The 18500-nt window shown below is 61.1% G+C and carries 13 protein-coding genes, 2 tRNA genes and 3 rRNA genes; 11 read left to right on the top strand and 7 right to left on the bottom strand.

Annotated elements, in window-relative coordinates; genetic code table 11:
• Positions 1-20: 20 nt before the first annotated feature.
• Positions 21-359, bottom strand: coding sequence for a histidine triad nucleotide-binding protein (locus tag A9179_RS19735; protein ID WP_187807897.1), 339 nt, complete (start codon positions 357-359; stop codon positions 21-23).
• 73 nt (positions 360-432) lie between these two features.
• Here A9179_RS19735 and A9179_RS19730 point away from each other — a divergent pair, with 73 nt between their 5' ends.
• Positions 433-1914, top strand: a complete 1482-nt coding sequence (locus tag A9179_RS19730) for an AAA family ATPase (RefSeq protein WP_187807896.1) — start codon at positions 433-435, stop codon at positions 1912-1914.
• 6 nt (positions 1915-1920) lie between these two features.
• Here A9179_RS19730 and A9179_RS19725 read toward each other — a convergent pair whose 3' ends face one another.
• From A9179_RS19725 to hemJ, 4 genes are all read right to left on the bottom strand, one after another.
• Positions 1921-2709 (bottom strand): SDR family NAD(P)-dependent oxidoreductase, encoded by a 789-nt coding sequence (locus A9179_RS19725; protein WP_187807895.1) that lies wholly within the window; start codon positions 2707-2709, stop codon positions 1921-1923.
• A gap of 27 nt (positions 2710-2736) precedes the next feature.
• On the bottom strand, positions 2737-3747 hold the full coding sequence (locus A9179_RS19720) for a DUF805 domain-containing protein (protein WP_187807894.1): 1011 nt from the start codon (positions 3745-3747) through the stop codon (positions 2737-2739).
• A gap of 70 nt (positions 3748-3817) precedes the next feature.
• On the bottom strand, positions 3818-4780 hold the full coding sequence (locus tag A9179_RS19715; protein WP_187807893.1) for an NAD(P)H-dependent flavin oxidoreductase: 963 nt from the start codon (positions 4778-4780) through the stop codon (positions 3818-3820).
• A 35-nt stretch (positions 4781-4815) separates the two neighbouring features.
• A complete protein-coding gene (gene hemJ / locus A9179_RS19710) occupies positions 4816-5241 on the bottom strand; it encodes a protoporphyrinogen oxidase HemJ (RefSeq protein WP_187807892.1) in 426 nt (141 codons plus the stop codon).
• Positions 5242-5376: 135 nt separating this feature from the next.
• Here hemJ and argC point away from each other — a divergent pair, with 135 nt between their 5' ends.
• Complete coding sequence (argC, locus tag A9179_RS19705) at positions 5377-6411, top strand: N-acetyl-gamma-glutamyl-phosphate reductase (RefSeq protein WP_187807891.1); 1035 nt, start codon at positions 5377-5379, stop codon at positions 6409-6411.
• 157 nt (positions 6412-6568) lie between these two features.
• The gene (erpA, locus tag A9179_RS19700) at positions 6569-6919 is read left to right on the top strand and encodes an iron-sulfur cluster insertion protein ErpA (RefSeq protein WP_187807890.1); all 351 of its coding nucleotides are present in this window, start codon (positions 6569-6571) and stop codon (positions 6917-6919) included.
• An 88-nt stretch (positions 6920-7007) separates the two neighbouring features.
• On the opposite strand, the gene A9179_RS19695 is transcribed toward erpA, so the two are convergent.
• Positions 7008-8099, bottom strand: coding sequence for an anhydro-N-acetylmuramic acid kinase (locus A9179_RS19695; RefSeq protein ID WP_187807889.1), 1092 nt, complete (start codon positions 8097-8099; stop codon positions 7008-7010).
• Between the two features lie 4 nt (positions 8100-8103).
• The gene (locus A9179_RS19690) at positions 8104-9516 is read right to left on the bottom strand and encodes a peptidoglycan DD-metalloendopeptidase family protein (RefSeq protein ID WP_187807888.1); all 1413 of its coding nucleotides are present in this window, start codon (positions 9514-9516) and stop codon (positions 8104-8106) included.
• 182 nt (positions 9517-9698) lie between these two features.
• Between A9179_RS19690 and tyrS the strand changes: the two genes are divergently transcribed.
• The 8 genes from tyrS (at position 9699) to A9179_RS19650 (ending at position 18492) form a co-directional block, all read left to right on the top strand.
• Entirely contained in the window at positions 9699-10898 is a 1200-nt protein-coding gene (gene tyrS / locus A9179_RS19685) for a tyrosine--tRNA ligase (RefSeq protein ID WP_187807887.1), read from the top strand.
• A 538-nt stretch (positions 10899-11436) separates the two neighbouring features.
• Positions 11437-12973 (top strand): 16S ribosomal RNA (locus A9179_RS19680).
• A gap of 93 nt (positions 12974-13066) precedes the next feature.
• Positions 13067-13143, top strand: a tRNA-Ile gene (locus A9179_RS19675).
• Positions 13144-13174: 31 nt separating this feature from the next.
• Positions 13175-13250: transfer RNA gene (locus A9179_RS19670), tRNA-Ala, on the top strand.
• 244 nt (positions 13251-13494) lie between these two features.
• Positions 13495-16386: ribosomal RNA gene (locus tag A9179_RS19665) — 23S ribosomal RNA — on the top strand.
• A 134-nt stretch (positions 16387-16520) separates the two neighbouring features.
• Positions 16521-16636 (top strand): 5S ribosomal RNA (rrf, locus tag A9179_RS19660).
• Together the 16S, 23S and 5S rRNA genes with 2 tRNA genes alongside form the textbook arrangement of a ribosomal RNA operon.
• 157 nt (positions 16637-16793) lie before the next feature.
• Positions 16794-17756 (top strand): bifunctional biotin--[acetyl-CoA-carboxylase] ligase/biotin operon repressor BirA, encoded by a 963-nt coding sequence (gene birA / locus A9179_RS19655; RefSeq protein WP_187807886.1) that lies wholly within the window; start codon positions 16794-16796, stop codon positions 17754-17756.
• Entirely contained in the window at positions 17746-18492 is a 747-nt protein-coding gene (locus tag A9179_RS19650) for a pantothenate kinase (protein ID WP_187807885.1), read from the top strand. The genes birA and A9179_RS19650 overlap by 11 nt, the downstream gene beginning before the upstream one ends.
• Positions 18493-18500 lie beyond the last annotated feature (8 nt).

Raw genomic sequence — 18500 nt, 5'->3', positions numbered from 1 at the left:
TGACAACAGGTCGCGGCTGCTCAGCCCGGCGGCCAGTGCAGCTGGCGCTGACCGAGCACGTGCATGTGGATGTGGTAGACGGTCTGCCCGCCCAGCTCGTTGCAGTTCATCACCAGGCGAAAGCCCTCGTCGCAGCCGAGCTCCCTGGCCAGGCGCTGGGCGGTGTAGAGCAGGTGCCCGGCCAGCGGTCGATCGGCCTCGTCGAGGTCGCCGAGGGTGGCGATATGGCGCTTGGGGATCACCAGAAAGTGCACCGGCGCCTGCGGGCCGATGTCGTGGAAGGCCATGACCTGGTCGTCTTCGTAAATCTTGCGGGCGGGAATTTCGCCGGCGGCAATCTTGCAGAACAGACAGTCCACGGGATTTCCTCCTGAGTCTTTCGGTATGCTTTTGCGAGTTTAATGGTGCCGACCGGTAGCACAAGGAGCGAGTGTGAAGAACGATATCCATGATCTGGGGCTGGTGCTGGATTCCCGGGTCAAACTGGTGGTGATCGAGTCCTGGGACGAACCGCGGGTGCTGGAGACCCTGACCTCCCTGGCGGTCAAGCGCGGTCTCGGCATCTACACCTGGGCGGTCACCGAGGGCCTGCAGCGCCTGGCCTTCGGCGGCGAGCCGGTGGGCGAGCTGGACAGCCGCGAGCCGGAACAGGCGCTGCGCCTGATCAAGGCCGACCCCACGGCCAATCTCTACGTGATGTGCGACCTGCATCCGTTCCTCACCGACAACCCCAAGCTGGTGCGCCTGCTCAAGGAAATCGCGATGAGCGATGCGCCGCACAAGCCGACCCTGGTGCTGGTTTCCCATGGCCTCAAGTTGCCGCCGGAAGTGCAGCGCTATGCCGCGCGCTTCAGCCTGGCGCTGCCCAGCGAGGAGGAGCTGCTGAGCATCGTGCGCGAGGAGGCCACGCGCTGGAGCGAGCGCAACCGCGGCTCGCGGGTACGCACCGACAACCGTACCCTGCAGCAGGTGGTAAAGAACCTGCGCGGCATGAGCCATGCCGAGGCGCGGGCGCTGGCGCGCAACGTGATCTGCGACGACGGCGCCATCACCCAGGAAGACCTGCCGGATCTGAACAAGGCCAAGTTCCAGCTGCTCGACCTGGAGGGCGTGCTCAGCTTCGAGTACGACACCGCGCGCTTCGCCGAAGTGGGCGGGCTGACCAACCTCAAGCGCTGGCTGGACGAGCGCGAGGCGGTATTCCACAGCGGCAAGAGCGCCGACATGCCCAAGGGCATGCTGCTGGTGGGCGTGCAGGGCGGCGGCAAGAGCCTGGCGGCCAAGGCGGTGGCCGGGCTGTGGGGCCTGCCGCTGCTGCGCCTGGACTTCGCCAGCCTGTACAACAAGTTCTTCGGCGAGACCGAGCGCAACCTGCGCGAGGCGCTGCGCCTGGCCGAACAGATGGCGCCCTGCGTGCTGTGGATGGACGAGCTGGAGAAGGGCCTGGCCAGCGGCGACAACGACGACGGCGTCAGCCAGCGGGTGCTCGGCACCTTGCTGACCTGGATGGCCGAGCGCAAGGCGCCGGTGTTCATGGTCGCCACCGCCAACGCCATCCACCGCCTGCCGCCGGAGCTGGTGCGCAAGGGGCGTTTCGACGAGCTGTTCTTCGTCGACCTGCCGACTGCCGAAGTGCGTGCGGACATCTTCGCCATCCACCTGCGCCGCCGCGAGCTGGAGCCCGAGCAGTTCGATCTGGCGGCGCTGGCAGCGGCCTGCGCGGGCTTCTCCGGGGCGGAAATCGAGCAGGTGGTGGTCAGCGCCCTGTACGCCGCCCAGGCCCGCCAGCAGCCGGTGGATCAGGCGCTGCTGCTGCACAACATCCAGGCCACCGCACCGTTGTCGGTGGTCATGGCTGAAGAGTTGGCGGCCCTGCGCGCCTGGGCTGACGGCCGCACGGTGAGCGCCGACTAGAGCTGATTAGCGTGGCAGCAGCGGCTTGATCATGCGCATGGCGATGCGCCGCACCAGCGCTCGCGGCGCCAGGCGCAGCAGCGGCGGCACCAGGCGGTTGCGCCAGCCGGGGATGATGATGGCGCGGTTTTTCGCCAGCCCGCGCACGGCGATCAGGGCGATCTCCTCGGGGCTGGCCAGCAGCTGCTGGCGCTCCATGCCGCCGCTGTAGATCGCCGCACGGCGGAAGAAGCTGGTGGCCACCGGGCCGGGGCAGAGCACCGAGACCTTGACCTGGTGGGGCGCCAGCTCGTTGCGCAGCCCCTCGGACAGGCTCAGCACATAGGCCTTGCTGGCGAAGTAGTTGCTCATCAGCGGGCCGGGCTGGAACGCCGCCAGCGAGGCCACGTTGAGAATCTGTCCGCCGCCCTGGGCCACCATCATCTGGCCGACGCCATGGCACAGACGCGCCACGGCCAGCACGTTGAGCTCGATCAGCTCCTGCTCGTGGCTCCAGTCCAGCTCGGTGAACAGGCCGGCGCTGCCGATGCCGGCGTTGTTCACCAGCAGCTCGATGCGCCGCTCGCCCTGCTCCAGCTCCTGGATCAGGCCGTTGACCTGCAGCGGCTCGGCCAGGTCGCAGACGCGGAACAGCGCTTCGACGCCGAAGCGCTGGGTCAGTTCGCAGGCCACGCTTTCCAGGGCTTCGCGCTGGCGGGCCACCAGGATCAGGTTGTGGCCGCGGCGGGCCAGGGCTTCGGCCAGGGCCAGGCCGAGGCCGCCGGAGGCGCCGGTGATCAGTGCATAGCTACTCATGCGTAGTCCCTCGCCTGCTTCACCTGCTTACTCCTCGACCGGCGCGGCGACGTCCGCGTGTTGCGCCTGCTGGGCACGCTCGACGTAGTCCTGGTAAGCGGGGACGGCAAGGGCGGCGAGGATGCCGGCCACCACAGGCAGTCCCAGCCAGACGAAGGCCAGCACCTTGACCGCCGTGCTGTTGGGCGGCGGCGGCGGGCCGAAGCGGTTGGCCTGTGGGGTGCCGGGCACCACCAGCATCAGGATCGCCATCACGAAGTTGGCAATCGGCACCAGCAGCAGCAACCACAGCCAGCCGGACCAGTCGAGGTCATGCAGGCGCTGCACGCCGATCTGCACGCCGACCACGATGGCCGCGATGACCACGGCCGTGATCAGCAGGCCGCCGACAACCGGGGAGATGGCCAGGCTGAGGGCGGCGATCAGGTAGGCCGCCATGAAGATCAGGGACATGACCGCCGACCAGGCCAGGTAGCGCACCCGGCCGATTCGCCCCTGGATGCTGAACACCTTGAGCTCGGCGTATTCCGGTTGGGCCTCGGCCACCTGGGCCTTGGGCGTGGCATAAGGCGATGGTGTGCTGCCAGCCGCCGTGGCAGTTGCCGCCGCGGGTTCGGCGGCGCTGGCGGCCAACTGGGCCTGACGCGCCAGGTACTTGTCGATGATGATGCCGCAGGCGCTGCACTCGTTGGCCTTGGCCTGCTCATGGCCGCATTTCGGGCAGCTCATGTGCTCGTCGCTGGCCGGCTCCTCGGCGGCTGCGCTGCGGTGATCGTCGGTCTCCACCAGGCTCAGGTTGGCCGCCAGGTCGGGCTCTTTGTAGACCCGTGCGCCGGCGCGCTGCAGGGCCGTCAGGTACTTGTCGGCCTCGGCTTCGGCCAGGTCGCGCTTGAGCGGCACGCGGGCGCCGCTGAACAGCGCCTCGATCTTGTCGCGGTTGCTCTTGAACAGCTGGGCGAGGTTGTCCTTGACGGTGTCGGCGGCCATGTCTGGCATCAGCTCGCCGCTGAAAACGATCTTGAAACGGGCTTCGGTCATCTGTGCATCCCTGTCGATTCTTGATCTGTTGTGGCGTGGACTCGGCGGGTAGCCCTGCCAGGCGCAGGACTCAGCGTGGCCAGCGCTGGCTCAGCTGGCTGCCTTGGCCAAGGGCGGCGCGGTATTCGGCATCCAGGCGCGCCACCAGTTCGGTCACGCCGGGCAGGTCGGCGATGCCGCCGACGCCCTGGCCGGCCGACCATACGGTCTTCCAGGCCTTGGCTTCATCGCTGATCGGCTTGAGCTTCTCGCCATAGTTGACGTCGCCCTTGTCCTGCAGGCGCTTGAGGTCGTAGCCGGCGCGTTCCAGGCTCTGGCGCATGAAGCTGGCCGGCACGCCGGACACCGCCGGGGTGTGCACGATGTCGGCAGCGCGGGCGCCAAGAATCATCTGCTTGTAGTCGGCGTCGGCATTGCTTTCGCGGGTGGCGATGAAGCGAGTACCCATGTAGGCCAGGTCGGCGCCCAGCAGCTGGGCAGCGAGGATCTCGTGGCCATGGTTGAGGCAGCCGGAGAGCAGCAGGGTCTTGTCGAAGAACTGACGGATTTCGGCGACCAGGGCGAACGGGCTCCAGGTGCCGGCATGCCCGCCGGCGCCGGCAGCCACCGCGATCAGCCCGTCGACTCCGGCCTCGGCAGCCTTCTCCGCGTGACGGCGGGTGGTGACGTCGTGGAACACCAGGCCACCGTAGCTGTGCACGGCATCGACCACTTCCTTGACCGCGCCCAGGCTGGTGATCACCACCGGCACCTTGTGTTCCACGCAGATCGCCAGGTCGGCCTGCAGGCGCGGGTTGCTGCCGTGCACGATGAGGTTGACCGCATAGGGCGCCGAGTCCGCCGTCAGCCCCGCCTCGATCTCTTCCAGCCAGGCCTTGAAGCCGGCGCTTTCCCGCTGGTTGAGGGCCGGGAAGCTGCCGAGCACGCCGCTCTGGCAGCAGGCCAGCACCAGTGGCGGGGTGGACACCAGGAACATCGGCGCGGCGACTACCGGCAGACGCAGGCGTTGGTCGAGCAGAGCGGGCAGGGACATGGCGTTTCCTCTGTTTGTTCTGTGTTCGCGCCCGGTCAGAAGGGCTTGACCACCACCAGGATGACGATGGCCAACAGGAACACTACCGGGATTTCGTTGAACCAGCGATAGAACACGTGGCTGCGGCTGTTCTCGCCACGGGCGAAGCGCTTGAGCTGGGCGCCGCAGACATGGTGGTAGCCGATCAGCAGCACTACCAGCAGCAGCTTGGCATGCAGCCAGCCCATCTGCAGCCAGGCCGGGTTGAGATAGAGCAGCCAGGCGCCGAAGACCAGGGTGGCGAGCATCGACGGGTTCATGATGCCGCGATAGAGCTTGCGCTCCATCACGCAGAAGCGCTGCTGGCTGGTCTCGTCGCTGGCGGCGGCGTGGTAGACGAACAGGCGCGGCAGGTAGAACAGGCCGGCAAACCAGCAGACCAGGGCAATGATGTGCAGGGCCTTGACCCACAGATAAAGCATCGAAGCAGTCCTTGAGGCGGATTCTGTCGCCGATAGTAGAGAAAGCCGGCCCCGTGCGTCACCTTTGAGGTTGGCCGCGGCCCCGGTGCGCCTTATCATCGTCAGCTTTTCTGGGTTGGTTACGAGGGCAGGGTGATGGTCAAGGTCGGTATCGTTGGCGGCACGGGTTACACCGGTGTGGAATTGCTGCGTCTGCTGGCGCAGCACCCGCAGGCGGAAGTGGTGGTGATCACCTCGCGTTCCGAGGCCGGAGTGAAAGTCGCCGACATGTACCCGAACCTGCGCGGCCACTACGACAAACTGGCTTTCAGTGTGCCGGACAGCGCCACTCTGGGCGCCTGCGACGTGGTGTTCTTCGCCACCCCGCACGGCGTGGCCCATGCCCTGGCCGGCGAACTGCTGGCGGCCGGTACCAAGGTCATCGACCTGTCCGCCGACTTCCGCCTGCAGGACGCCGAGGAGTGGGCCAAGTGGTACGGCCAGCCTCACGGCGCACCGGATCTGCTGCCGGAAGCGGTCTACGGCCTGCCTGAGGTCAACCGCGAAGCGATCAAGGGCGCCCGCCTGATCGCCGTGCCCGGCTGCTACCCGACCGCCACCCAGCTCGGCCTGATCCCGCTGCTGGAAGCCGGCCTGGCCGACAACAGCCGGCTGATTGCCAACTGCGCCTCGGGTGTCAGTGGCGCCGGCCGTGGTGCCAAGGTCGGCTCGCTGCTGTGCGAGTCCAGCGAAAGCCTGATGGCCTACTCGGTCAAGGGCCACCGCCACCTGCCGGAAATCAGCCAGGGCCTGCGCCGCGCGGCTGGCAGCCCGGTCGGCCTGACCTTCGTGCCGCACCTGGCGCCGATGATCCGCGGTATCCACGCCACCCTCTATGCGACCGTGGCCGACCGTGGCGTCGACCTGCAGGCACTGTTCGAGCAGCGTTATGCCAATGAGCCCTTCGTCGACGTGATGCCGGCTGGTAGTCACCCGGAAACCCGCAGCGTGCGTGGCGCCAACGTCTGCCGCATCGCCGTGCACCGGCCGCAGGGTGGCGAACTGGTGGTGGTGCTGTCGGTGATCGACAACCTGGTCAAGGGTGCCTCCGGTCAGGCCGTGCAGAACATGAACATCCTCTTCGGTCTGGACGAGCGCCTGGGCCTGGCCCATGCCGGTCTGATGCCGTAAGGCGCGGGCGCGGTCTTGATGTTCCGCCGGGTGCCCCCATCTGGCGGAATAGGTCGATCGCGTGGCGGCCAATAATTGACCAATTTGCTCGGGTAAGCGGATAATGCCTAGCCTCAGCAGTACGTGACATGGCGCCTGGCGCCGGGAGAGCAGCAAGATGAGCGTCGAAACCTTCATTCCAACCCCCCTGATCTTCACCCAGGGTGCGGCGAACAAGGTGAAGAGCCTGGTCGACGAGGAAGGCAACGAGCGCCTGAAACTGCGGGTGTTCGTCACCGGCGGCGGCTGTTCCGGCTTCCAGTACGGTTTCACTTTCGATGAGGAAGTGGCCGACGACGACACCATCGTCGAGCGCGAGGGCGTCAGCCTGGTGGTCGATCCGATGAGCTTTCAGTACCTGGCCGGAGCCGAGGTGGACTACCAGGAAGGTCTGGAAGGTTCGCGCTTCGTGATCAACAACCCGAACGCCAGCACCACCTGCGGCTGCGGTTCGTCCTTCTCGATCTGAGTCGCCCGTCAGGCAGCAAAAAGCCGCGCATCTGCGCGGCTTTTTCGTTTGTGGGGAATGGCGCCAAGCAATATGGCGTCGGCCGTTGTCAGGCCGGGTAGATCGCGCCCAGCACCCGTGGCCCCTTGGCGCCGCTGACGCTCGGGCGGTTGGCGGGGATGTGCTCCAGGCAGCAGTGGGCCAGCCAGGCGAAGGCCATGGCTTCGACCCAGTCCGGCGGCACGCCGCGGCTCGCCGTGCTGGCCACCTGGCAGTTCGGCAGCAGCTCGCCCAGGCGCTGCATCAGGGCAGCGTTATGGGCGCCGCCACCACAGACCAGCAGCTCGGCCGTGTCGCTCTGGGCTTGCTGGAGTGATTCGACGATGCTGCGGGCCGTCAGCTCCAGCAGGCTGCGCTGGACATCGGCGGCGGCCAGCGGCGGCAGGCTGTGCAGGTGCTGCTGCAGCCAGGGCAGGTTGAACAGCTCGCGCCCGGTGCTTTTGGGGCCCTGGGTGCGGAAGTAGGGATCGCTCAGCAGGCGTTGCAGCAACTCCTTGTGCAGGATGCCGCTGGCGGCCCAGGCGCCGTCACGGTCGAAGGACTCGCCGCGCTGCTGCTGGATCCAGGCATCCAGCAGCACATTGCCCGGGCCGCAGTCGAAGCCACGTACCGCTTGCCCCGGCGTCAACAGGCTGAGATTGCTGAAGCCGCCGACATTGAGCACGGCGCACGGCTGCTCATGGTCATCGAACAGGCTTTCATGGAAGGCCGGAACCAGGGGCGCGCCCTGGCCGCCGGCGGCCACATCGCGGCGGCGGAAGTCAGCGACCACGCTGATGCCGGTCAGCTCGGCGAGCAGCGCCGGGTTGCCGATCTGCACGGTGAAACCGCGTGCCGGCTCGTGGCGCACGGTCTGGCCGTGGCTGCCAATGGCACGGATATCACTGGCCAGCAGGCCTTCGCGGGCCAGCAGGGTGGCGATGCCGGCCGCGGCCAGGGTCACCCAGTGCTGTTCGGCAATGGCTGCGCGGGCCAGTTCATCGGGGCCGGAGGCGCACAGGCTGAGCAGCTCGGCGCGCAGGGCGGCTGGCATCGGCAGGTAGTGATGGGCGAGCAGAGTGGGACGGTTGCCCTGGTCGATCAGGGCGATGTCCAGGCCGTCGAGGCTGGTGCCGGACATCACCCCCACATAGCGCGGCATGGGCTTAAGGCTTGTTCAGGGCCAGTTGCGTGGCCTTTTCCTGATCCATGCGCGCCATCAGCGGCTGGCTCAGCTGCAGGAAGCGCTGCTTTTCGCTGCGGGCGATCGGGTCGGCCATCGGCAGTTTCTGGCTGAGCGGGTCGACGTGCTTGCCGTTGACCTGGAACTCGTAGTGCAGGTGCGGCCCGGTGGACAGGCCGGTGGTACCGATGTAGCCGATGATCTGTCCCTGCTTGACCATGCCGCCGGTGCGGATGCCTTTGGCAAAACCCTGCATGTGGCCGTACAGAGTGCGGTAGCTGTTGCCGTGCTGAATGATCACCGCGTTGCCATAACCACCGCGGCGGCCGGCGAGGAGGATCTTGCCATCGCCGGCGGCCTTGATCGGCGTACCGCGCGGGGCGGCATAGTCGACGCCCTTGTGGGCGCGGATCTTGTTCAGGATCGGGTGACGACGGCCCATGGAGAACTTCGAGCTGATGCGGGCGAAGTCCACCGGGGTGCGGATGAACGCCTTACGCATGCTGTTGCCGTCGGCGTTGTAGTAACTGGTCACGCCCTGTTTGCTGGTGTAGCGCACGGCGGTGTAGGTCTTGCCGCGGTTGGTGAAGCGTGCGGCGAGGATGTCGCCGTTGCCCACCTGCTTGCCATTAACCACGTGCTCTTCGTAGATCACTTCGAATTCGTCGCCTTCGCGGATGTCGAGGGCGAAGTCGATGTCGTAGCCGAAGACGTTGGCCAGATCCATGGTCAAGTCATGGGACAGGCCGGCGCGCTTGGCCGAGAGGAACAGTGAACTGTCGATCACGCCATGGGCGTATGTGGTGCGCACATCCGGTTTGACCAGGTCGCGCTTGAAACTGTAGCCCTTGTCGGTGCGGGTCAGGGCAATGCTTTCCAGGTCGCTGAGTTTGCTGTTCAGGTTCTCCAGCTTGCCGTCAGAGGTCAGTTTGAAGTCCAGTACCTGGCCGATTTTCAGGCGGCTGAACTGCTTGGCTTCCTTGCTGCTGTTCAGCGCTTCGTGCAGATCGGTCGGGCTGAGGCCGACCCGGGCAAATACCGTGGACAGCGTATCGCCGTTGCCGACGGTGGCGGTTTTCTGCAGTGGATCAGTGGGAGTGGTGGTGCTGTCGTTCTTGTTCGCGTCTTGTCCGGCGCTGTTGTCGTTCAGGCTGGCGCTGCCGTTGAATGGCGAGCTGCCAATATCCCCGGTGGCTTGGCCTGGTCGGAGATCGTCTTTTTCTTGCAGGAGCTGCTCGGCGCCATTGCCCAGCTCCAGGCTCAGGTAGGTCTTCTTCGCCTCGACTTCGCGCGACGGGAACACCAGCAAGGCCAGGCTCAGCAGCGCCGCTACGCCGCTGGCAGCCAGGATGTGGCTCCTCGGGTAGGGCGGGGCTTTGGGTACAGAATGCGTCATGGCTAAGGGTGTTTCTTGGAAGAATGCATTAACTGACTAAAATATAATCAAATTTCTCTATAGGCAACCCTAGCGGCCGGGCATCGGCCCAGCGGCATGCGGCTGGGCGCAGAGCTTGTAATTGGTCAGTGATCTTGTATGGTTGGTTCCCTTTTTGTTTTCGAGTGGCGACGAGTCCTGTCATGAAGTCGGTGGAAGAGCAGCTGGCGCTGATCAAGCGTGGTGCGGAAGAGGTTCTGGTCGAAGCGGAACTGGTCGAGAAACTCAAGCGTGGTCAGCCGCTGCGGATCAAGGCTGGCTTCGACCCGACGGCGCCGGATCTGCACCTTGGGCACACCGTGCTTATTAATAAGCTGCGCCAGTTCCAGGAGCTGGGGCACCAGGTGATATTCCTGATCGGCGACTTCACCGGGATGATCGGTGACCCCAGCGGCAAGAGTGCGACCCGTCCGCCGCTAACCCGTGAGCAGGTGCTGGAGAATGCCGAGACCTACAAGACCCAGGTATTCAAGATTCTCGATCCAGCGAAGACTGAAGTGGCCTTCAACTCCACCTGGATGGACAAGATGGGGCCGGCCGACTTCATTCGCCTGACCTCGCAGTACACCGTGGCGCGCATGCTAGAGCGTGACGACTTCGACAAGCGCTACACCAGCAATCAGCCGATCGCCATCCACGAGTTCCTCTATCCGCTGGTGCAGGGCTATGACTCGGTGGCGCTGCGTGCGGATGTCGAGCTGGGCGGCACCGATCAGAAGTTCAACCTGCTGATGGGGCGCGAGCTGCAGCGCGGCTACGGTCAGGAGTCGCAGTGCATCGTCACCATGCCGCTGCTCGAGGGGCTGGACGGCGTGAAGAAGATGTCCAAGTCGCTGGGCAACTATATAGGCATCCAGGAAGCCCCTGGCGTCATGTACAACAAGCTGGTGTCCATGCCGGATGCCTTGATGTGGCGCTACTTCGAGCTGCTGAGCTTCCGCAGCATGGAAGAGATCGAGCAGTTCAAGGTCGACGTCGAGGCTGGTGCCAACCCGCGCGACATCAAGATCAAGCTGGCCGAAGAAATCGTCGCGCGCTTTCACGGTGAAGAGGCTGCTGCCACGGCGCACCGCTCCGCGGGCAATCGCATGAAGGATGGCGAGCTGCCGGAAGATCTGCCAGAGGTGGAGCTGCTGTCGGCGGAAGACATGCCGATCTCCTCCGTCCTTAATAAGGCAGGTCTGGTGAAGAACGCTGCGGGTGCTCGCGACCTGCTGGGTTCCGGTGGTGTGAAGGTGGATGGCGAGGTGGTTGATCGCACCTTCATCTTTAAGCTGGGGGCAACCCACGTCTGTCAGGCCGGCAAGAAGGCTTTTGCCCGCGTTTCGCTGAAAGCCGAATAAAACTGTTGACGGCAGAATTGCCGCCCCTATAATGCGCACCACTTCCGGCGCAGCCTGATCTGAAAACTCCTTGCTAAACAATGAGTTAGGCGAAAAAAAGGGTTGCACTGGCGGCGGATTCGAGTAGAATGCGCCGGGCTGATGGGGTGGTGGTTTGATCCTGTTGGCGCTTCGGTTCGAAAGAGTCGAGGGGCGGTAAAGAGGTGGTTGACAGCGGATTTGAACGCTGTAGAATTCGCCTCCCGCTGACGAGGAGCTAGAGTTTCTCGGAGGCGCAAGCGGTTGAGAGGAAACGAAAAATTCTTCAAAAACAGCTTGACGGAAAGAAGGGCTGCTGTAGAATGCGCGGCCTCGGTTGAGACGAAAGACTTCGCCGAAACGCTCTTTAACAACTGAATCAAGCAATTCGTGTGGGTGCTTGTGATGTAAGACTGATAGTCACCAGATTATCAGCAACACAAGTAACACTCGTGAATTCGAGAGTTTATTTGCGATTGCTGAGCCAAGTTTAGGGTTTTCTCAAAACCCAAGCAGTATTGAACTGAAGAGTTTGATCATGGCTCAGATTGAACGCTGGCGGCAGGCCTAACACATGCAAGTCGAGCGGATGAAGAGAGCTTGCTCTCTGATTCAGCGGCGGACGGGTGAGTAATGCCTAGGAATCTGCCTGGTAGTGGGGGACAACGTTTCGAAAGGAACGCTAATACCGCATACGTCCTACGGGAGAAAGCAGGGGACCTTCGGGCCTTGCGCTATCAGATGAGCCTAGGTCGGATTAGCTAGTTGGTGAGGTAAAGGCTCACCAAGGCGACGATCCGTAACTGGTCTGAGAGGATGATCAGTCACACTGGAACTGAGACACGGTCCAGACTCCTACGGGAGGCAGCAGTGGGGAATATTGGACAATGGGCGAAAGCCTGATCCAGCCATGCCGCGTGTGTGAAGAAGGTCTTCGGATTGTAAAGCACTTTAAGTTGGGAGGAAGGGCAGTAAGTTAATACCTTGCTGTTTTGACGTTACCGACAGAATAAGCACCGGCTAACTTCGTGCCAGCAGCCGCGGTAATACGAAGGGTGCAAGCGTTAATCGGAATTACTGGGCGTAAAGCGCGCGTAGGTGGTTCAGCAAGTTGGAGGTGAAATCCCCGGGCTCAACCTGGGAACTGCCTCCAAAACTACTGAGCTAGAGTACGGTAGAGGGTAGTGGAATTTCCTGTGTAGCGGTGAAATGCGTAGATATAGGAAGGAACACCAGTGGCGAAGGCGACTACCTGGACTGATACTGACACTGAGGTGCGAAAGCGTGGGGAGCAAACAGGATTAGATACCCTGGTAGTCCACGCCGTAAACGATGTCGACTAGCCGTTGGAATCCTTGAGATTTTAGTGGCGCAGCTAACGCATTAAGTCGACCGCCTGGGGAGTACGGCCGCAAGGTTAAAACTCAAATGAATTGACGGGGGCCCGCACAAGCGGTGGAGCATGTGGTTTAATTCGAAGCAACGCGAAGAACCTTACCTGGCCTTGACATGCTGAGAACTTTCCAGAGATGGATTGGTGCCTTCGGGAACTCAGACACAGGTGCTGCATGGCTGTCGTCAGCTCGTGTCGTGAGATGTTGGGTTAAGTCCCGTAACGAGCGCAACCCTTGTCCTTAGTTACCAGCACGTTATGGTGGGCACTCTAAGGAGACTGCCGGTGACAAACCGGAGGAAGGTGGGGATGACGTCAAGTCATCATGGCCCTTACGGCCAGGGCTACACACGTGCTACAATGGTCGGTACAAAGGGTTGCCAAGCCGCGAGGTGGAGCTAATCCCATAAAACCGATCGTAGTCCGGATCGCAGTCTGCAACTCGACTGCGTGAAGTCGGAATCGCTAGTAATCGTGAATCAGAATGTCACGGTGAATACGTTCCCGGGCCTTGTACACACCGCCCGTCACACCATGGGAGTGGGTTGCTCCAGAAGTAGCTAGTCTAACCGCAAGGGGGACGGTTACCACGGAGTGATTCATGACTGGGGTGAAGTCGTAACAAGGTAGCCGTAGGGGAACCTGCGGCTGGATCACCTCCTTAATCGACGACATCAGCTTCGTCATAAGTTCCCACACGAATTGCTTGATTCACTTGCGAAAAGCGATTGGGTTTAGACCCGAGAGTTAGACGATTGGGTCTGTAGCTCAGTTGGTTAGAGCGCACCCCTGATAAGGGTGAGGTCGGCAGTTCGAATCTGCCCAGACCCACCAATTGTCAAGGGATGTGGCCAAGTCCGTAGATGGGGCCATAGCTCAGCTGGGAGAGCGCCTGCTTTGCACGCAGGAGGTCAGGAGTTCGATCCTCCTTGGCTCCACCATTAACTCGAGATCGCTGAAAGCTCAGAACTGAGCATCTGCTACTGAAGTGGCTGAGATGTTGAGTTCTGGTCTTTGCGCCAGAACTGTTCTTTAAAAATTTGGGTATGTGATAGAAGTAGACCGATTTATTACTTTCACTGGTAATGAGTCGAGTCAAGGTAAAATTTGCGTGTTCTCTATGCAAATTTTCGGCGAATGTCGTCTTCACGATTGAGACAGTAACCAGATTGCTTGGGGTTATATGGTCAAGTGAAGAAGCGCATACGGTGGATGCCTTGGCAGTCAGAGGCGATGAAAGACGTGATAGCCTGCGATAAGCTTCGGGGAGTCGGCAAATAGACTGTGATCCGGAGATCTCTGAATGGGGGAACCCAGCCATCATAAGATGGTTATCTTGTACTGAATCCATAGGTGCAAGAGGCGAACCAGGGGAACTGAAACATCTAAGTACCCTGAGGAAAAGAAATCAACCGAGATTCCCTTAGTAGTGGCGAGCGAACGGGGATTAGCCCTTAAGCTTCTTTGATTTTAGCGGAACGCTCTGGAAAGTGCGGCCATAGTGGGTGATAGCCCTGTACGCGAAAGGATCTTAGAAGTGAAATCGAGTAGGACGGAGCACGAGAAACTTTGTCTGAATATGGGGGGACCATCCTCCAAGGCTAAATACTACTGACTGACCGATAGTGAACTAGTACCGTGAGGGAAAGGCGAAAAGAACCCCGGAGAGGGGAGTGAAATAGAACCTGAAACCGTATGCGTACAAGCAGTGGGAGCCCACTTTGTTGGGTGACTGCGTACCTTTTGTATAATGGGTCAGCGACTTATATTCAGTGGCGAGCTTAACCGAATAGGGGAGGCGTAGCGAAAGCGAGTCTTAATAGGGCGTTTAGTCGCTGGGTATAGACCCGAAACCGGGCGATCTATCCATGGGCAGGTTGAAGGTTAGGTAACACTGACTGGAGGACCGAACCGACTACCGTTGAAAAGTTAGCGGATGACCTGTGGATCGGAGTGAAAGGCTAATCAAGCTCGGAGATAGCTGGTTCTCCTCGAAAGCTATTTAGGTAGCGCCTCATGTATCACTGTAGGGGGTAGAGCACTGTTTCGGCTAGGGGGTCATCCCGACTTACCAAACCGATGCAAACTCCGAATACCTACAAGTGCCGAGCATGGGAGACACACGGCGGGTGCTAACGTCCGTCGTGAAAAGGGAAACAACCCAGACCGTCAGCTAAGGTCCCAAAGTTATGGTTAAGTGGGAAACGATGTGGGAAGGCTTAGACAGCTAGGAGGTTGGCTTAGAAGCAGCCACCCTTTAAAGAAAGCGTAATAGCTCACTAGTCGAGTCGGCCTGCGCGGAAGATGTAACGGGGCTCAAACCATACACCGAAGCTACGGGTATCACGTAAGTGATGCGGTAGAGGAGCGTTCTGTAAGCCTGTGAAGGTGAGTTGAGAAGCTTGCTGGAGGTATCAGAAGTGCGAATGCTGACATGAGTAACGACAATGCGAGTGAAAAACTCGCACGCCGAAAGACCAAGGGTTCCTGCGCAACGTTAATCGACGCAGGGTTAGTCGGTCCCTAAGGCGAGGCAGAAATGCGTAGTCGATGGGAAACAGGTTAATATTCCTGTACTTCTAGTTACTGCGATGGGGGGACGGAGAAGGCTAGGCCAGCACGGCGTTGGTTGTCCGTGTTTAAGGTGGTAGGCAGAGATCTTAGGTAAATCCGGGGTCTTAATGCCGAGAGCTGATGACGAGTGTTCTTTTAGAACATGAAGTGGTTGATGCCATGCTTCCAGGAAAAGCCTCTAAGCTTCAGGTAACTAGGAACCGTACCCCAAACCGACACAGGTGGTTGGGTAGAGAATACCAAGGCGCTTGAGAGAACTCGGGTGAAGGAACTAGGCAAAATGGCACCGTAACTTCGGGAGAAGGTGCGCCGGTGAGGGTGAAGGACTTGCTCCGTAAGCTCATGCCGGTCGAAGATACCAGGCCGCTGCGACTGTTTATTAAAAACACAGCACTCTGCAAACACGAAAGTGGACGTATAGGGTGTGACGCCTGCCCGGTGCCGGAAGGTTAATTGATGGGGTTAGCGCAAGCGAAGCTCTTGATCGAAGCCCCGGTAAACGGCGGCCGTAACTATAACGGTCCTAAGGTAGCGAAATTCCTTGTCGGGTAAGTTCCGACCTGCACGAATGGCGTAACGATGGCGGCGCTGTCTCCACCCGAGACTCAGTGAAATTGAAATCGCTGTGAAGATGCAGTGTATCCGCGGCTAGACGGAAAGACCCCGTGAACCTTTACTGTAGCTTTGCACTGGACTTTGAGCCTGCTTGTGTAGGATAGGTGGGAGGCTTTGAAGCGTGGACGCCAGTTCGCGTGGAGCCATCCTTGAAATACCACCCTGGCATGCTTGAGGTTCTAACTCTGGCCCGTTATCCGGGTCGAGGACAGTGTATGGTGGGCAGTTTGACTGGGGCGGTCTCCTCCCAAAGAGTAACGGAGGAGTACGAAGGTGCGCTCAGACCGGTCGGAAATCGGTCGTAGAGTATAAAGGCAAAAGCGCGCTTGACTGCGAGACAGACACGTCGAGCAGGTACGAAAGTAGGTCTTAGTGATCCGGTGGTTCTGTATGGAAGGGCCATCGCTCAACGGATAAAAGGTACTCCGGGGATAACAGGCTGATACCGCCCAAGAGTTCATATCGACGGCGGTGTTTGGCACCTCGATGTCGGCTCATCACATCCTGGGGCTGAAGCCGGTCCCAAGGGTATGGCTGTTCGCCATTTAAAGTGGTACGCGAGCTGGGTTTAGAACGTCGTGAGACAGTTCGGTCCCTATCTGCCGTGGACGTTTGAGATTTGAGAGGGGCTGACCTTAGTACGAGAGGACCGGGTTGGACGAACCTCTGGTGTTCCGGTTGTCACGCCAGTGGCATTGCCGGGTAGCTATGTTCGGAAAAGATAACCGCTGAAAGCATCTAAGCGGGAAACTTGCCTCAAGATGAGATCTCACTGGAGCCTTGAGCTCCCTGAAGGGCCGTCGAAGACTACGACGTTGATAGGTTGGGTGTGTAAGCGCTGTGAGGCGTTGAGCTAACCAATACTAATTGCCCGTGAGGCTTGACCATATAACACCCAAACAATTTGGCTGTTAGACGGTGAAGTCGACAAACAGACCGAAAATTTGCCAGAACACGCAATACCACGACATCACATACCCAATTAGGGGAAGCGACTAAACACCGAGTCCCCAACCGAATTGCTTGACGACCATAGAGCGTTGGAACCACCTGATCCCATCCCGAACTCAGTAGTGAAACGACGCATCGCCGATGGTAGTGTGGGGCTTCCCCATGTGAGAGTAGGTCATCGTCAAGCTCCTATCCCCAAACCCCCAATCCGAGCAATCGGGTTGGGGGTTTGGCTTTTGGGCGCAGAAAAGCGGGCGAAATCTGCTGGAAAAGCCAAGGCAGTTTTCTAGGCAAGCCGGCGTGGCATCGCTATGATGCCTGCCTCCTTGCAGGGCGAGATGCCAATGCGTGATGTATTGAAATTACTTGCCGACGGGGAATTCCATTCCGGTGAGGCTCTCGGTGCTGTCCTTGGGGTGAGTCGGGCGGCAGTGTGGAAGCGCCTGGAGCATTTCGAGGGCGAGTTCGGGCTGGTTGTGCATCGCTTGCGCGGGCGTGGTTATCGCCTTGCGTCCCCGCTGTCCCTGCTGGATGGCGGGCGCCTGGAGTCTGACTTGGCAGTGCTCGGCTGGCGATTGGTGCTGCTCGATTCGACTGATTCGACCAATGCCGAAGTCTTGCGCCGTTTGGCTGCCGATGAGTCTGCGCCGCTGCTATTGCTGGCGGAGCGCCAATCTGGCGGGCGTGGCCGGCGCGGTCGAACCTGGGTAAGTCCTTTCGCCGAGAATTTGTATTACAGCCTGGGGTTGCGGATCGAGGCGGCGGATTGCCCGCTCGAGGGGTTGAGTCTGACGGTGGGCTTGGCTGTTCTGGCGGCGCTGCGCGAGCAGGGGTGTGCGTCAGCAGGGCTCAAGTGGCCGAATGACCTGCTGGTGGCGGGGCGCAAGATTGCTGGTGTGTTGATCGAGCTGGCGGGGGATCCGGGCGGTGCGTGTCAGGTGGTGATCGGTATCGGCGTGAATGCCAATATGTTGCCGGGGCGAGTCGAGATCGATCAGCCCTGGACTTCGCTGCGCCAGGAGCGGGGCGAACTGGTTGATCGGACGGCGTTGGCCCTGAGTCTTGGTCGTAGTCTGCAGCATTATCTGAATGTGCATCGTGCGCGTGGCTTTGCGGCGTTGCGTGATGAATGGGAGGCGGCGCATCTCTGGCAGGGGCGGGAGGTGCAGCTTTCTGCTGGGCCGCAGCAAATCCAGGGGATTGTGTTGGGGGTGGATCGGCAGGGGGCGTTGCGGCTGAATGTGGCGGGTGAAGAGCGCGCATTCAGTGGTGGCGAACTGAGCCTGAGGTTGCGCGATGATTCTTGAGCTGGACTGTGGCAATAGCTTTATCAAGTGGCGGGCGATTTCGCCGGTTAGTCATGAGCGCCTGCTGGGTGGTGTGGTCGATTCCGATGACGAGTTGCTGCAGGTATTGCAGGCCGAAGGAGTGGGGCGTTTCCAATACTGCCGCCTGGTTAGTGTGCGCAGCGATGTGGAAACCGCTGCCTTGGTTGCGCGGCTGGAGCAAATTGCTCCCACTGTGCGCTGTGCGGTGCCCATGCAGGAGCTGGCGGGGGTGCGCAATGGTTATGACGATTTTGCCCGACTGGGCCTGGATCGCTGGCTGGCTCTCGTCGGTGCCTATCGGCTGTGTGGTGGGGCTTGTGTGGTGCTCGACCTGGGGACGGCAGTCACCTCCGACTTCGTGACGGCGGATGGCGAGCACCTGGGTGGCTACATCTGTCCTGGTGTGCCGCTGATGCGCAATCAGTTGCGCACGCATACCCGGCGGATCCGCTACGACGACGCGGCAGCTCAGCAGGCATTGCAGGGTTTGCAGCCCGGGCGTTCGACTGCGGAGGCGGTCGAGCGCGGTTGTGCCCTGATGTTGCGTGGTTTCGTGACGACGCAGCTGGAGGTGGCGCGCGAGCGCTGGGGTGACAGTTTCACGGTCTATCTCACCGGGGGGGATGCCTTGCTTGTGCGCGAACTGCTGCCGCAGGCACGGCATGTGTCGGATCTGGTTTTCGTTGGCTTGGCGGTGGCTTGCCCGCTGCCTTGAGGTGCGTT

The sequence above is a fragment of the Pseudomonas alcaligenes genome, from assembly GCF_014490745.1.
Lineage (GTDB): Bacteria > Pseudomonadota > Gammaproteobacteria > Pseudomonadales > Pseudomonadaceae > Aquipseudomonas > Aquipseudomonas alcaligenes_C.
The sequence above is the reverse complement of the archived record's forward strand: the minus strand, read 5'-3'. Positions and strand labels throughout refer to the sequence as shown.

What these genes read in the sequence shown, in the direction of transcription:
- A9179_RS19725 (WP_187807895.1), bottom strand. Translation starts at nt 2,709, where the DNA reads ATGAGTAGCTATGCACTGATCACCGGCGCCTCCGGCGGCCTCGGCCTG.
- A9179_RS19720 (WP_187807894.1), bottom strand. Translation starts at nt 3,747, where the DNA reads ATGACCGAAGCCCGTTTCAAGATCGTTTTCAGCGGCGAGCTGATGCCA.
- A9179_RS19715 (WP_187807893.1), bottom strand. Translation starts at nt 4,780, where the DNA reads ATGTCCCTGCCCGCTCTGCTCGACCAACGCCTGCGTCTGCCGGTAGTC.
- hemJ (WP_187807892.1), bottom strand. Translation starts at nt 5,241, where the DNA reads ATGCTTTATCTGTGGGTCAAGGCCCTGCACATCATTGCCCTGGTCTGC.
- argC (WP_187807891.1), top strand. Translation starts at nt 5,377, where the DNA reads ATGGTCAAGGTCGGTATCGTTGGCGGCACGGGTTACACCGGTGTGGAA.
- erpA (WP_187807890.1), top strand. Translation starts at nt 6,569, where the DNA reads ATGAGCGTCGAAACCTTCATTCCAACCCCCCTGATCTTCACCCAGGGT.
- A9179_RS19695 (WP_187807889.1), bottom strand. Translation starts at nt 8,099, where the DNA reads ATGCCGCGCTATGTGGGGGTGATGTCCGGCACCAGCCTCGACGGCCTG.
- A9179_RS19690 (WP_187807888.1), bottom strand. Translation starts at nt 9,516, where the DNA reads ATGACGCATTCTGTACCCAAAGCCCCGCCCTACCCGAGGAGCCACATC.
- tyrS (WP_187807887.1), top strand. Translation starts at nt 9,699, where the DNA reads ATGAAGTCGGTGGAAGAGCAGCTGGCGCTGATCAAGCGTGGTGCGGAA.
- birA (WP_187807886.1), top strand. Translation starts at nt 16,794, where the DNA reads ATGCGTGATGTATTGAAATTACTTGCCGACGGGGAATTCCATTCCGGT.
- A9179_RS19650 (WP_187807885.1), top strand. Translation starts at nt 17,746, where the DNA reads ATGATTCTTGAGCTGGACTGTGGCAATAGCTTTATCAAGTGGCGGGCG.